We start from the raw sequence: 13,236 nt of genomic DNA, 5'->3' as shown, positions 1-13,236 counted from the left end.
CCCGCTATCTGGGCTTGGCGCGCAACCAGACGCATCTGCGCCTGATCTGCCTCGCCATGAATCTCAAACGATGGGCGGTGCTGTCTCCTGCGGGAGCTGCGGCATGACCGCCGCCGCCCGACGCCAGCGGTCGGCCGCGGAAAACGCACCCATTCCACGCCGCGCGCCGTCCGACGCCGCGCAAAAAAAGCCCGACATCGGGAACCACTCGCTCACATCCCATTAAGCAAAGCTCTCGCTTGCGGGAGAGGGTTGGGGAGAGGGTGCTTCCGCAATGGGACAATTCCCTAGAGGAGAAAACCCTCACCCGGCGCTTCGCCATAGCTGAGGCTGTGCCTCGGCGTCCCTATGACGGCCGCCGAAGGCGGCCTACGCCTCTCCCGCAAGCGGGAGAGGTGAACGAGCCGCGGCAATTGTTTCAACCTAACGGCATTCCGCTTTAGGCGCTTGGTCCGGCGCTGCTCGCGTCAGAAGTCGAGCGTGAGGCGGACGCAGGCCTTTTCCAGACGGGTCTTCAGTGTCGCGAGCTTGGTGGTGAATTCCGTCAGCTCGGCCTCGTCGAACTCCTGGAAGACGAATTCCTTGATGGTCTTGTACTGTTCGTTGAGGCTCGCCAGGTGCTTCTGCGTCTTCTCGGTCAGGGACAGCCGGACCACGCGGGCGTCGGTCGGCGAGGGGCGGCGGCGCAACAGGCCCTTCTTCTCCAGCAGCTTGGACTGGGTGGTGACGAAGGACGGATCGACGTGGAGGAGCTTGGACACGACGTTGACCGGGATGCCGTCGTCCTTGTCGAGGTCGGAGATGGCCATCAGGATCAGCCATTGCGGCCCGCTGATGCCGAGCGTTCTCGCCCAGAACTGACGCAGCTCCTCGAGATACATGTTGATCGACGATATCTCCCAGGTGAAGCGCCTGATGATATCCAGATTGCCGATGGCGCGCAGGCGCGCTCCTTCTTTCCTCGTCGCGGACACAGCGTCACTCCGTGAACCGATTGTTCAGGTCGGTGTTCGTGAAATGCCATAGTCCACGCAAGCCTGCTCTGACGCAAGTGCAGAGCAGGGTAATTTCGTCACTAAAACTACAAAGATGATCAGCTCAGCAGATTGGCTGAGCCCGGGTGTTGCACGCAAGGCACAGGTTTGGTGAAACCAATAAGCTGAGCTAATAAACTATTTTGATTAGCGGAACAGCGCAGGCATATTGATGCGTGACGGTGGGGGGTACTCGATCGTCCCGTTGCAGGTGGTTCGCTCACGTCCCTCGCCTCGAATGCGGGTGTGGCCGAAAGCGCAAAGCGGCCGAGCGGATTTGAGAGACGGGGATCTTGGGGGGCCTCACGGTCCGGTCTCCGTAAAATGAGCAACTTGGAGGTTTTAAATGAAAGTGGTGAAGAGCCTTTTGCTCGGCACTGCGGCGGGTCTGATCGCCGTCGGTGGAGCCCAGGCGGCCGATCTTCCGGTCAAGGCCAAGGCGGTCGAGTACGTCAAGATCTGCACGCTGTACGGCGCCGGCTTCTACTACATCCCGGGCAGCGACACCTGCATCAAGCTGGGCGGCTATCTGCGTGCCGAAGTGGCGCTCAACGCCGGCGGCAATTACAGCGCCCAGTACAACGGCGTGTTCGCGGCCAACAACCGCCTGACCAACTACTACTCGATGCGCGCTCGTGAAGATCTCAACATCGACACCCGCACCGCGACCGAGTACGGCGTCGTCCGCACCTATTTCGACGCGGTCTTCACCTGGACGACCGGCAACTATGGCGGGACGGGTTCGGCCACGGGCGCGACCCAGTACAGCGGCACGATCGGCCTCAACGCGGCCGGCACCGGCCTCACCGGCTCGAGCGGCGGCGCCGTCAACGGCACCGACGGCGGCATCTCCGGCGGCGCCCTCGGCGTCTACTATGCCTTCATCCAGTTCGCCGGCTTCACCATGGGTAAGGCGGTGTCGCAGTTCGACGCCCCCTGGATCAACTATCCCGGCAACAACTTCGACCAGCTCGTCGGCGGCAGCGGCAGCACCAACGGCGTGGCGCAGTTCACCTACACTGCCGATTTCGGCCAGGGCATCACGGCTTCGTTCTCGGCGCAGGACCAGACGCAGGTCTTCCAGACCAACATCTGGAACACGGCCGGCATGTCGACCACGGGCGTGCTCGGCGGTGCGTACGGCTCGAACGACCTCGGCGGCAGCCGCTCGCCCGATCTCGTCGCGATGGTTCGCGTCGATCAAGCCTGGGGCCTGTTCCAGGCGTCGGTCGCCGCGCACGACAACCATGTCGCCTATTACGGCGCCACTGAAGCCACCGGTCATCCGGAAGACAAGTGGGGCTGGGCCGTCCAGCTCGCGTTGGGCATCAAGAACATCCCGACCGGCGCCGCCGACGTGATCAACATCTCGGGTGTCTACACCGAGGGTGCAAGCCGCTACAACTTCCAGGAGCTGGCCGCGACCAGCTACTCGATGTTCGGAAGCTCGAACGCCGCCCATCAGAGCATCGGCTTCGCCGGCGTGTCTGACGCGGTGTTCGGCCCGGGCGGCCAGCTCGAGCTGACCAAGACCTACGGCTTCCGTGGTGCCTACACCCACAACTGGAGCCCGTACTGGAACACTGCGCTCTACGGCGCGTGGGCTGCGGTCAACTACAGCGGCACGGCGAAGGGCCTGATCTGCGGCAGCGCGGCGTTCGCCACCCTGACCGGCACCTGCAACCCGGACTTCAACATCGGCCAGGTCGGCGTCATCACCCGCTGGACGCCGGTGAAGAACCTGACCTTCTCGGCCGACTTCACCTACAGCCACCTCGACCAGAAGTATTCGGGCACGATCACGAGCGGTGCGCTGACGGGCGTCGCCAAGCCGGCGGCGACCTACGAGCTGAAGGACCAGGACACCTACAGCCTGCTGCTGCGCGCCCAGCGCAACTGGTAAGCTTTGGGTCGTCGAACCTTGATGAAGCCCCGGCGGGAAACCGCCGGGGCTTTTCCCATGAGAGGGTATTCGAAAAATCGGAAATTCCTGTGCGGAGGGCGAAGACGAGCCATGCGATTCAATCGCCTCAAATTTATTTACTTACCTGAGTTACTAAGCTATATAGTCCCTCAGCCAAATACGAAAGTTGCGGCTCTTAGCTTCACGCTAAGCCTCCAGAAACCTCCGGTGATGCCCCGCCGGAGGTTTTTTGTTTTTCTAGAGCAGCATGAGATGAGGCTTGATCGCTGCAACGACGCAGGTGCACTCCCTCTCCCGCTTGCGGGAGAGGGTCGGGGAGAGGGTGTTTCCGCAATGGGACAATCCCCAAGAGGAGAAAGCCCTCACCCGGCGCCATAGCCGATACAAAGCATCGGCGTCTTACAGAACGGCGGCCAGAGGCCGCCTATGCCGACCTCTCCAGCAAGCGGGAGAGGTGAACCCGCCGCGGCCGCACACTTTTCCGATCACGCTTTAGAATAGCGCAGCGTCAGCCGCGTATCACGCGAGCGCGGGCATGCGGCCGGTAGGCAAGGCGGCTGTGACCGGCGCAATAGGGCTGGCCGTCGGGAGCAATGTTGCCGCAGAAGCAGAAATCGTCTTCGCCCGGCGTCGAGATCGGCCATCGGCAGCGGTTCTCGGACAGCTCCAGCAGCGAGCAGCGATTGGCCTCGTCGATCGGCCCTGCGACCACGGGCGCGTCGGTCTCGCCATAGATCGTGGCGAGCATCTCGTATTGCAGTCGCGGGACCGCTCTCGGCGCGCGCGCCGGCGCAAAGCCTCTGTCCCGGGCCTTGCGGTCGTCGACCGTCCGGCCGCGCGTCAGATTCAGCCGCGACAGCTTGCCGATCACGGCATTGCGGCTGACGCCGATGTCGGCGGCGATCTCACTGCAGGAGAGGCCGGCCTCGAAATGCTGCTTCAACAGTTCAATACGTTCGTCGGTCCAGGTGGGTGAGAGAACAGGCATGTGTAACGGTCCCAGGTTGCAGATGTGGCCATCCGCCTCTCGAAATCCGTCCGCTTCACGTCCGGCGTGCGCTCACGTCCTGCCATTGTCGCGGATCGACAGAAGCCCGTCCTTGATGGCGAGACGGATGCCCTCCTCAATCAGTGTCCGCGCGACGCCGGGAACGCTGGTGCCGTGGGTGCCCTGTCTCACCAGCTTCTCCAGATAGGCGATGGTCGAGAGCGCCAAGGTTACGGGAATGCGGTCAGTCTCGGCTTTTTCGGTGGCCATGGCCCGAACGCTAGCCTCTTACTCGGGTACATAAAAGTAACGATTAAGACTCTATTTAGGTTTGGGGGTGGAAGTCAAATCAGCGCCAAAGCAGCAGCTCACCTAATTGGAATCGCTTGGGAATCGGACACGCCGCGGCGCGCCGCGGGGAAGACCGGGCGGCGGGCTCGATGTCGGCAGGTCTGGGAAGGGCTCGGCGGCTCAGCCGTGCACGATCGCCTTTTCGATCATGCAATGGATGCCTTTGGCGCCGTTGACGGTCTGGGTCACCCTGAGATCGGCGGCCAGGCTGCACAGCGTGTAGGCATCCTCGCGCGACAGATTTCGTCTCTCGCCGAGCAGCGCGATCATGTCGCGCAGCGCACGCACGACGCATTGGTCGAGATCGGGGTCCATCGCCATGGTCATGTAGTGCGTCGGCGTCTCGGCGCGCGGATAGTCGAGCCTGAGGTCCTTGCGCAGCGTCAGGCGGAAGCGGCCCTGCAGCGCGGTCTCGATCGCGGTGACACAGACCTCGCCGTCGCCCTGCACGCCATGGCCGTCGCCGCAGGAGAACATCGCGCCCGGGACGAACACCGGCAGGTACAGCGTCGCTCCCGCGCCGAGCTCCTTGTTGTCGAGATTGCCGCCCATCGCGCGCGGGATCAGCGATGAGATGCGGCCCCAGCTCGGTGGCGGCGATAGGCCCATTACGCCGAAGAACGGCTTGAGCGGCAGGTCTAATCCCCACGGCATGCGGCCGACCATCCGCGTCCGGTCGAGCGGGATGTTCAGGATGCGTGTCTCGTGAAAATCGTCCGGCAGGGTGCCCGATAACGGCTTGATCATGTTCCAGCCCCAATCCTGCCGGAGCTGAACGTCGAGGATCTCGACCGCGAGCACGTCACCGGGCTCGGCCCCCTCGATCGCGATCGGGCCGGTGAGGATGTGGCCGGGCAGCATGCGCTCGTTTTTGGCATGAACCTCGTGCATCTCGGGCGGAATGTGAAATTTGCCGCGATCGGGCAGCATGTCCGGACCGCCGCTGATGGTGTCGACCGTCACCTCGTCGCCGCTGGCAATGGTGAGGACGGGCTTGAGCGCGGCTTCGAAGAAGCCCCAATGACAGGTTTCGGGGCTGGAATGCAGGTGATGATGGGTCATGTGCCGCGTCCGGTCGGTTTATCAGCGCGGGCTTGACCCGGCGATCGATCCTCTTTCAAGAAGATTTCTGAAGATGGCGGGGCCGGTCAAGCCCCGACAGACAGGCCAGATGATTTCAGCGAGGCTCCCCTGTTTTTCGTTCTTTCCAAGACCCTGGGCACCGCGCTGCTGCCGATCAATTTCCTGGTCGAGCTCGGAATCCTGTCTGTCGTGCTGATGGCGACGCGCTTTGCCGCGTTTGGCCGCAGGCTTGCCGTGACCACGCTGGTGCTGCTGGCGCTCGCTGCGTTCTCGCCGCTCGGCAATTTTCTGATCTATCCGCTGGAGTCGCGCTTCCCGGCGTGGGATCCGTCGCGCGGCGCGCCCGACGGCATCATCGTGCTCGGCGGCTCGGTCGACACCGATCTGTCGGTGGCGCATCGCACGCCGGTCGTCGCACACGCGGCCGATCGTCTGTTTGCGCCGGCCGAGCTTGCCCGCCGCTTTCCGAATGCGCGCATCGTCTTCACCGGAGGCACAGCGAACCTGGTTTCGACCGAGGCCAAGGAGGCCGACTATTCCGCGCCGATCCTGGAGAACCTCGGCATACCGAAGGAGCGCCTAATCCTCGAACGTGACTCCCGCAACACTTGGGAGAATGCGATCTTCACCAAGAAATTGGTGTCACCAAAGCCGGGCGAGCGCTGGCTGCTGGTGACCTCGGCCTTCCACATGCCGCGCTCGATGGGAATCTTCCGCAAGGCCGGATTTGACGTCGAGGCCTATCCCGTGGACTGGCGGATGGGGGGACGAGACGATCTTTTTTCGTTCACCAATGTAGGAGCGGACGGGCTGGGCCGAACTGAAGTCGCCGTCCGCGAGTGGATCGGCCTTGTGGCTTACCGTCTGAGGGGCAGAACCGGCGAGTTGCTTCCGGGACCGGGCAAGGACTAGAACGAGGGCACCAAGACAAGAACACGGCGCGCGATCGCCGGCGCGGAGGAAGCCATGCAACAGCAGAGTGCAGACACGATCGATCTTGCCGGCCTCGTCGCCGATCTCAACAGCCTGCTGCGGCTGAAAACGAATGTGATCGGCATGAAGTTGTTCGCAACCGCCGCAGAGATGGAGGCGATCCCAAAGATCCGCCGTCCGAACGCAATTCACACCGCCGACCAGATCGTCAGCATGGCCGCGCGTCTTGGCTGGACCGTCGGCATCACCGCCGACGATCTTGTGGGCGCGCAGTGCCGCGCGGTGATTGGCCTCAGCCCCCAGGACGACAAATGGCTCGCCGGTGAAAACTATGTCGGGGTCTGGCACGGCACGCCGGAGGACGCGCGCAAGCGCCAGGAGGCGCTGGACGTGGTTCCGTTCGGGCGCTATCAGGCGCTCGCGGTCAGTCCGCTGGCGAGCGGCCGGCTCGATCCGCCCGACATCTGCCTCGTCTATGCGACGCCGGGGCAGATGATCATCCTGATCAACGGGCTGCAATATACCGGCTACAAGAAATTCGAATGGGGCGTGGTCGGCGAGACCGCGTGCGCGGATTCCTGGGGGCGGGCGCTGAAAACCGGCGAGCCCAGCCTGTCCTTGCCATGCTATGCCGAACGGCGCTATGGCGGCGTGCCGGACGAGGAGATGCTGATGGCGTTGAAGCCCTCGCATCTCGCCAAGGCAATCGAAGGCATGAAGGCGCTGGCCAAGAACGGCTTGCGCTATCCGATCCCGCCCTATGGCATTCAAAGCGACGTCCGTGCCGGCATGGGCGTGAGCTACGCGAAGAAGTAAAGGCCGATCATGAGCTCTGCGAAATTCGACATCGTCGTCTACGGCGCGACCGGTTTCACCGGCCAGCTCGTCGCCGAATATCTGGCGGCGCATTACAGGGACGACAAGGCGCTGAAATGGGCGATGGCGGGCCGCAGCCTCGACAAGCTGAAATCGGTGCGCGATGCGATCGGCGCGCACGCCGACACGCCGCTGATCGTGGCGGATGCGTCGGACGCGGCGTCGCTGAAGGCGATGGTGGCGCAGACCAAATCGGTGATCACGACGGTCGGTCCGTACCAGTTCTATGGCGAGGATCTGCTCGCGGCCTGCGTTGCTGCGGGTGCGGACTATTTCGATCTCTGCGGCGAGCCGGTCTGGATGCGGCAGATGATCGACAAGTACGAGGCGGCGGCCAAGGCGAGCGGCGCGCGCATCGTGTTTTCCTGCGGCTATGATTCCGTGCCGTTCGAGCTCGGCACCTTCTTCGTGCAGGGAGAGGCCAAGCGCGTGTTCGGCGCGCCGGCCGCGCGCGTGAAGGGCCGCGTGCGCGACATGCGCGGCACGCTGTCCGGCGGCACCGCGGCGAGCGCGAAAGCGACCTTCGATGCGGTCGCGAAAGATCTCAGCCTTGTCGCCATCCTCAACGATCATTTCGCGCTGACGCCCGGCTTCACCGGCCCGAAGCAGCCGAAGGGCAACAGGGCTACTTACGAGGAGGACCTGCAATCCTGGACCGCACCGTTCATGATGGCGCTGATCAACACGCGCAACGTCCATCGCTCCAACATGCTGATGGGTTTTCCATACGGCAAGGACTTCGTCTACGACGAGATGGTCCTGACCGGTCCCGGCGAGAAGGGCGAGGCCAACGCGAAGCGCGTGATGGCGGCCAATGCCGAGAAGACGGGCCCGAACGCGCCGAAGCCGGGCGAGGGCCCGTCGAAGGAGGAGCGGGAGAAGGGGCTCTTCGATCTGCTCTACGTCGCGATTGCACCCGATGGCCGCCAGGTTCGCGCCGGCGTCACGGGCGACCGCGATCCCGGCTACGGCTCGACCTCCAAGATGATCTCCGAATGCGCGATCTGCATGCTGCGTGACGCGAGCGATGTGCCAGCCGGCTTCTGGACGCCGGGCGCAGCGATGCAGCACAAGCTGATCAAGCGGCTGGTCGAGAACGCGGGGCTGAGCTTCGAGGTGGAGAAGTAGGCGCAGTCGCGCCGCAAATACGCTGTCATCGCCCGGCTTGACCGGGCGATCCAGTATTCCAGAGACGGCAGTGCTTGACCGGAGAGGCCGCGGCGTACTGGATGCCCCGGTCAAGCCGGGGCATGACAGCGTCAGTTACCGCTACACCACCCGCGCGTCGTACGCGTACATGAACTCCATGCTCTTCGAGCCCAGCGGCAGCAGCCATTTCAGCATCTGATTGCGCATCCACGCGCCCGTCGCGCTGAACTCGCGCTTGCTGTTGCCGTTGCGGCGGGCCATGGCCACGATCTTCTCGGTGCGCGGGCGGCGCTCGGTCTCGAAGGCCTGGAAGGTAGCGCCGAGCTCCTGGCCCTCCTGCATCAAGCGCGCGAGGCGCATCGCATCCTCCAGCGCGAGCGAGGCGCCCTGGCCGGCGTGGGGGCTGGTGGCATGCGCTGCGTCGCCGATCAGCAGCGAGCGCTTGCGCGACCAGGTCGGCAGGGTCGCGACGTCGAGCGTGTCGGTGACCACGATGTTCTCGGCCGCTTCGATGATGGCGGGGATCGGATCGTGCCAGCCGTGATGGAAGCCGCGCAGATGCTGTTTCAGCGTGGCGTGGTCGAGCGCGCGGAACATCGCCGCGTCCATGCCGTGCGCGGGCTGGGTGCTCCACCACATCACGCCGTCGTTCGGATCCGGGCTGCAATAGCCGTAGCCGAAGAAGCCGCTCTGGCCGAACGTGGTCTCGACATGCCGGCCGATCGGCCTGCCGTCGAGGACGGCGTGCGGCACGAAGCCGCCGAAGCCGATCAGGCCGGTGTCGAACGGCTGCGGCCCGTCAGGCACGACCTGGCGGCGCACGACCGAGTGCACGCCGTCGGCGCCGATCAGGAAGTCGCCTTCGGCGGTGGTGCCGTCGGAGAAGTAGGCGATGATCGGCTGGTCGCCGCGATCCTCGATCTTGATCAGGCGCTTCTCGAAATAGAGCGAGACGCAGGCGCACCAGGCCTTGTCGATCAGGATCTCGTTCAGCGTGGCGCGGGAGATGTTGACGGCCGGCTGGCCGAAGCGCCGCGCCATGTCGCGGTTGATCGAGCCGAGCTTCTCGCCGCCCTGCGAATAGAAGTCGAAGGCTTCCGCGACCGAGCCGCGGCTGATCAGCTCGTTCGAAAGGCCGATCTCGTCCATCACATGCATGCCGTTCGGTGCGATCTGGAGGCCGCCGCCGATGCCCTTCGAATAGGGCCAAGCCTCATAGATCGTGGACTCGATGCCGGCGCGGCGCAACAGGATGGCTGCCACGGGCCCGGCGATGCCGGCGCCGATGATCAGGGCCTTGCGGGGACGGCTGGACATGGCTTGCTCCCGACGTTTCCGTGGTGCTAGGAGAAATTACGGTCGCTAAATCTCTTAGTGACTAAGATATATATTGAGTAAGAGAAGAGGCCGACCTTGTCAAGGACGAAGGCGCGTGCAGCGTTGTTGCAGGAGCTCGAGGCGGCGATGCGCAGGTCGTCCGCGCAGGGCGTGCTCTACGGCCAGACCGTTGCGAACGTTGCCGGAATTGCCAATTCCGACCTCGAATGCATGGACATCCTCTATCTCGAAGGCCGCGTCACCGCGGGCCGGCTCGCCGAGGTCACGGGCCTCACGACGGGCGCGATCACGGGCGTGGTCGACCGGCTCGAAAAGGCAGGGCTGGTGCGCCGCGAGCGCGATGAGAAAGACCGCCGCAAGGTCTTCATCGCGGTCGTGCCGGAGACGATCGCAAAGCTCGGCCAGTTCTACGTGCCGATGCAGCAGGCGATGGAGAAGGTCCTGGGCGCATATTCCGACGAGGAATTGCGCTTGCTGCTGCGCTTTGCCAACGAGGGTTACAAGAGCGTGCTCGCGGCAACGGAAGCGCTGAAGAGCCTGCTCGACACGCCCCCGGAGAAACGTCCCGATCTCAAGCTGAAGAAGCTTCGTCCCTAGCCTTATAGATTTGCGCGGCCGCGATCATGCCCCACATCGCGCCCAGCATCATCCAGAAGTGCCGCCAGTGGTCGGTATCGATCACCAAGCTTTCGCCGACGGTGCCGAGGAAGGCGGAAAACACCGCGAGATAGGCGCGCTGCCACGGCACAGGGATGAAGATGTGGCGAAAACCCATGATGACGGTGGTGAAGACCAGCGCAGGATAGCACACGCCGGACAGCCAGCCGCCGGACATGAAGGCGTTGAGGTAGGAGTTGTGGGTGTCCTCGGGGAAGTAGCGGTGGAATTGCAGCGGGCCGATGCCGAACGGCAGGTCGAGCGCCATCTCCGCACCTAAGATGTGCCGGCCGAACCGGCCGAAGCGGCCTTCGTCATAGCTCTGGTCGAAGCTCGCGCGCTGCTTGAACATCTCGGCGGTGGAATCGAACGACAGCAGCACCGCGATCAGCGCCAGCCCCAGCACCCCGGCGACGACCGCCATGATGATGATGCGCGAGCGTTGCGCATTGGTGCGGCTGGTCAGCACCATCAGCGCAAGCATGAAGGCCGAGGTCAGCACCAGCCCGCCCCAGGCGGCGCGGGAGAAGGCGAGCAGGATCGCCAGCGACATGATGCCGAAGGCGATGACGTTGCGGAACGCCTTGGCCAATTTGTCGGAGACCACGCTCTGCAGCGCAAACAGCGCCGGCAGGATCAGGAAAGCGCCGAGCACGTTGGGATCCTTGAACGTGCCGCGCGCGCGTCCGTAGAGCGTCAGGAGGTCGTTGCCGCCGGGAACCAGGTGGAAGTAGCCGGCGACCGCCAGAAGCGAGGCAACCATCGCGCCGACGACGAGGCCGCGGTGCAGCATGTCGAGCCGGGCCGCCGTGTCCTCCGAGATGACCATGGCGAAGAACACCACGGTCACCGCCATGTACCAGGAGGTCGCGATCCAGCTCACCACCTCGGGCTGCTCGAACAGCGGGATCGCGCTGATGGTGTAGCCGACATTGAGCAGGACCAGCATCAACACCAGTGGCATCAGCACGAGCCTCAGGCGCAGGCCGGTGGCGAAGAAGGTGACGGTGGCGAGCAGCGTCGCGATCTCGTAGGGGCTGGGCTCGATGAAGACGATCGCGCCGCAGGCGCCGACCAGCCACACCAGCGCGCGCTGCAGCGCCAGCACCCCGGGTGCAGCCGGTGCGGCTACGTTCACTCCACCGGCTGTCGCCGCATACGCCATCACACACTCATACGCTTACGCAACTACTACGCCACAAACACCGCTGTCATCGCCCGGTTCGACCGGGCGATCCAGTATTCCGCGGCGCCTATTGTGCAAAACAGCTGCCGCTGCGGCGTACGGGATGCCCCGCCCAGTGCGCAAGTGCGCACAAGGCGGGGCATGACGAAAAACTAATACGCGTTCTCGTTCTTGGTCAGCAGCGAGATCGGCGTCTTCAGGAGAATGTAGAGGTCGAACAGCACCGACCAGTTCTCGATGTAATAGAGATCGAACTCGACGCGCTTCTGGATCTTCTCTTCGTTGTCGATCTCGCCGCGCCAGCCGTTGATCTGGGCCCAGCCGGTGATGCCGGGCTTGACGCGGTGGCGGGCGAAATAGCCGTCGACGGCTTCGTCGAACAGGCGGCTCTGGAGCTTGCCCTGCACCGCATGCGGGCGCGGCCCGACCAGCGAGAGGTTGCCGGAGAAGACCACGTTGAAGAGCTGCGGCAGCTCGTCGAGGCTGGTCTTGCGGATGAAGCGGCCGACGCGAGTGACGCGCGGATCGTTCTTGGTCACGACCTTCGAGGCGGTCGGATCGGCCTGATGGTGGTACATCGAGCGGAACTTGTAGACGTCGATGCGCTCATTGTTGAATCCGAAGCGCTTCTGGCGGAACAGCACCGGACCCGGGCTGTCGAGCTTCACTGCGAGCGCCACCAGTCCCATCACCGGCAGCGCCGCGAGCAGCGCGAGGCTGCCGACGACGCGGTCGAACAGCCATTTCATCACCAGGTCCCAGTCGGTGATCGGCGCCTCGAACACGTCGAGCGTCGGCACCTCGCCGAGATAGGAATAGGAGCGGGGCCGGAAGCGCAGCTTGTTGGTGTGGGCGGAGAGGCGGATGTCGACCGGCAGCACCCAGAGCTTCTTCAGCATCTCCAGGATGCGCGTCTCCGCCGAGATCGGCAGCGCGAACAGCACGAGATCGACGCGCGTGCGGCGGGCAAACTCGACGATGTCGTCGACCTTGCCGAGCTTGCGCGCGCCGGCGCAGGTGTCGAGCGCGCGGCTGTCATTGCGGTCGTCGAACACGCCGAGCACGTGGATGTCGGAATCTTCCTGAGCCTTCAGCGCCTCGACGAGCTGCTCGCCGTTGCTGTCGGAGCCGACGATGATGGTGCGGCGGTCGAGCCGGCCCTGACGGGCCCAGCCGCGGACCAGCGAGCGCAGCACCAGTCGCTCGGCCATCAGCGCGGCGAGCCCGAGGAAGTAGAAGGCGGCCAGCCACAGCCGCGAAATTTCGCTGCCGTACTTGGCGAAGAACGAGATGCCGATGAAGAGCAGGAAGACGAACGACCAGGACGAGATCATCCGCGTCATCTGCCGCAGCTGGCCGCGGAACAGCTGCACCTGGTACATGTCGGCGGCCTGGAAGCAGACCACGGCGGCTACCGCGACGCCTACGACCTCGGCCGGATAAACCCAGCTGAAGGCGCCGGAGAGCGGCATGACATAGCCGACATAGAGCGCAATGCCGACGAGGCTGAGCAGCGCGAAATCGGCCAGACGGACGAAACCGGCGATCACGATCGGCGAATAGGCGCGGGCGACCTTCTGGTTGACGACTTCGAGCGCCGCGGGCGACAGCCGGCGGCGGCGTTCCACAAAGGGCTGGTCGGCGGGTTTTGCCGCAGCGCTGGCCGCGGCATCGAGCATCGAGCGTGCGTTGAGCGGTTCCACGGGCGTCCACGTCC

At 64.3% G+C, this 13,236-nt stretch carries 13 protein-coding genes; 6 read left to right on the top strand and 7 right to left on the bottom strand.

What is annotated here, in order from left to right; all coding sequences use genetic code 11:
- The first annotated feature begins 103 nt into the window (after nt 1-103).
- A complete protein-coding gene (locus YU9_RS50825) occupies nt 104-226 on the top strand; it encodes a hypothetical protein (RefSeq protein WP_256375916.1) in 123 nt (40 codons plus the stop codon).
- A 241-nt stretch (nt 227-467) separates the two neighbouring features.
- On the opposite strand, the gene YU9_RS0132465 is transcribed toward YU9_RS50825, so the two are convergent.
- Nucleotides 468-974: a MarR family winged helix-turn-helix transcriptional regulator gene (locus YU9_RS0132465; protein ID WP_027576527.1), complete on the bottom strand. Its 507-nt coding sequence runs from the start codon at nt 972-974 to the stop codon at nt 468-470.
- Nucleotides 975-1,380: 406 nt separating this feature from the next.
- Here YU9_RS0132465 and YU9_RS0132460 point away from each other — a divergent pair, with 406 nt between their 5' ends.
- A complete protein-coding gene (locus YU9_RS0132460; RefSeq protein WP_027576526.1) occupies nt 1,381-2,937 on the top strand; it encodes a porin in 1,557 nt (518 codons plus the stop codon).
- 529 nt (nt 2,938-3,466) lie between these two features.
- Here the strand turns inward: YU9_RS0132460 and YU9_RS0132455 are convergent.
- The 3 genes from YU9_RS0132455 to YU9_RS0132445 form a co-directional block, all read right to left on the bottom strand.
- Nucleotides 3,467-3,946 (bottom strand): GcrA family cell cycle regulator, encoded by a 480-nt coding sequence (locus tag YU9_RS0132455; protein ID WP_027576525.1) that lies wholly within the window; start codon nt 3,944-3,946, stop codon nt 3,467-3,469.
- A gap of 72 nt (nt 3,947-4,018) precedes the next feature.
- Nucleotides 4,019-4,216, bottom strand: a complete 198-nt coding sequence (locus YU9_RS0132450; RefSeq protein WP_024341172.1) for a hypothetical protein — start codon at nt 4,214-4,216, stop codon at nt 4,019-4,021.
- A 201-nt stretch (nt 4,217-4,417) separates the two neighbouring features.
- Nucleotides 4,418-5,359 carry an acetamidase/formamidase family protein gene (locus YU9_RS0132445; protein WP_027576524.1) on the bottom strand — a complete coding sequence of 314 codons (942 nt, stop codon included), beginning with the start codon at nt 5,357-5,359 and terminating at the stop codon, nt 4,418-4,420.
- Between the two features lie 165 nt (nt 5,360-5,524).
- Here YU9_RS0132445 and YU9_RS0132440 point away from each other — a divergent pair, with 165 nt between their 5' ends.
- From YU9_RS0132440 to YU9_RS0132430, 3 genes are read left to right on the top strand one after another with little or no spacing between them, the layout of a single operon-like run.
- The gene (locus tag YU9_RS0132440) at nt 5,525-6,292 is read left to right on the top strand and encodes a YdcF family protein (RefSeq protein WP_036018689.1); all 768 of its coding nucleotides are present in this window, start codon (nt 5,525-5,527) and stop codon (nt 6,290-6,292) included.
- A gap of 54 nt (nt 6,293-6,346) precedes the next feature.
- Nucleotides 6,347-7,129 (top strand): DUF169 domain-containing protein, encoded by a 783-nt coding sequence (locus tag YU9_RS0132435; protein WP_027576522.1) that lies wholly within the window; start codon nt 6,347-6,349, stop codon nt 7,127-7,129.
- 9 nt (nt 7,130-7,138) lie between these two features.
- The gene (locus YU9_RS0132430; protein ID WP_027576521.1) at nt 7,139-8,317 is read left to right on the top strand and encodes a trans-acting enoyl reductase family protein; all 1,179 of its coding nucleotides are present in this window, start codon (nt 7,139-7,141) and stop codon (nt 8,315-8,317) included.
- Between the two features lie 141 nt (nt 8,318-8,458).
- Here YU9_RS0132430 and YU9_RS0132425 read toward each other — a convergent pair whose 3' ends face one another.
- Nucleotides 8,459-9,655: an FAD-dependent monooxygenase gene (locus tag YU9_RS0132425; RefSeq protein WP_027576520.1), complete on the bottom strand. Its 1,197-nt coding sequence runs from the start codon at nt 9,653-9,655 to the stop codon at nt 8,459-8,461.
- A 147-nt stretch (nt 9,656-9,802) separates the two neighbouring features.
- On the opposite strand from YU9_RS0132425, the gene YU9_RS0132420 reads away from it, so the two are divergent.
- Nucleotides 9,803-10,273 carry a MarR family winged helix-turn-helix transcriptional regulator gene (locus YU9_RS0132420; protein ID WP_051380593.1) on the top strand — a complete coding sequence of 157 codons (471 nt, stop codon included), beginning with the start codon at nt 9,803-9,805 and terminating at the stop codon, nt 10,271-10,273.
- Here the strand turns inward: YU9_RS0132420 and YU9_RS0132415 are convergent.
- Both YU9_RS0132415 and YU9_RS0132410 read right to left on the bottom strand, forming a co-directional pair.
- Nucleotides 10,248-11,498 carry an O-antigen ligase gene (locus YU9_RS0132415; protein ID WP_027576518.1) on the bottom strand — a complete coding sequence of 417 codons (1,251 nt, stop codon included), beginning with the start codon at nt 11,496-11,498 and terminating at the stop codon, nt 10,248-10,250. The two genes, YU9_RS0132420 and YU9_RS0132415, sit on opposite strands and share 26 nt — an antisense overlap.
- Before the next feature lie 173 nt (nt 11,499-11,671).
- The gene (locus YU9_RS0132410; protein ID WP_027576517.1) at nt 11,672-13,222 is read right to left on the bottom strand and encodes an undecaprenyl-phosphate glucose phosphotransferase; all 1,551 of its coding nucleotides are present in this window, start codon (nt 13,220-13,222) and stop codon (nt 11,672-11,674) included.
- Nucleotides 13,223-13,236: the final 14 nt, after the last annotated feature.

The organism is Bradyrhizobium sp. WSM1743 (genome assembly GCF_000473065.1).
Lineage (GTDB): Bacteria > Pseudomonadota > Alphaproteobacteria > Rhizobiales > Xanthobacteraceae > Bradyrhizobium.
Note: the sequence above shows the minus strand (reverse complement) of the source record. Positions and strands in the feature narration are given on the sequence as shown.

Excerpts from the sequence above, each read along its gene's own strand:
- YU9_RS0132445 (WP_027576524.1), bottom strand. The coding sequence starts at position 5,359 with ATGACCCATCATCACCTGCATTCCAGCCCCGAAACCTGTCATTGGGGC.
- YU9_RS0132425 (WP_027576520.1), bottom strand. The coding sequence starts at position 9,655 with ATGTCCAGCCGTCCCCGCAAGGCCCTGATCATCGGCGCCGGCATCGCC.
- YU9_RS0132450 (WP_024341172.1), bottom strand. The coding sequence starts at position 4,216 with ATGGCCACCGAAAAAGCCGAGACTGACCGCATTCCCGTAACCTTGGCG.
- YU9_RS0132420 (WP_051380593.1), top strand. The coding sequence starts at position 9,803 with ATGCGCAGGTCGTCCGCGCAGGGCGTGCTCTACGGCCAGACCGTTGCG.
- YU9_RS0132435 (WP_027576522.1), top strand. The coding sequence starts at position 6,347 with ATGCAACAGCAGAGTGCAGACACGATCGATCTTGCCGGCCTCGTCGCC.
- YU9_RS0132430 (WP_027576521.1), top strand. The coding sequence starts at position 7,139 with ATGAGCTCTGCGAAATTCGACATCGTCGTCTACGGCGCGACCGGTTTC.
- YU9_RS0132455 (WP_027576525.1), bottom strand. The coding sequence starts at position 3,946 with ATGCCTGTTCTCTCACCCACCTGGACCGACGAACGTATTGAACTGTTG.
- YU9_RS0132460 (WP_027576526.1), top strand. The coding sequence starts at position 1,381 with ATGAAAGTGGTGAAGAGCCTTTTGCTCGGCACTGCGGCGGGTCTGATC.
- YU9_RS0132415 (WP_027576518.1), bottom strand. The coding sequence starts at position 11,498 with ATGGCGTATGCGGCGACAGCCGGTGGAGTGAACGTAGCCGCACCGGCT.
- YU9_RS50825 (WP_256375916.1), top strand. The coding sequence starts at position 104 with ATGACCGCCGCCGCCCGACGCCAGCGGTCGGCCGCGGAAAACGCACCC.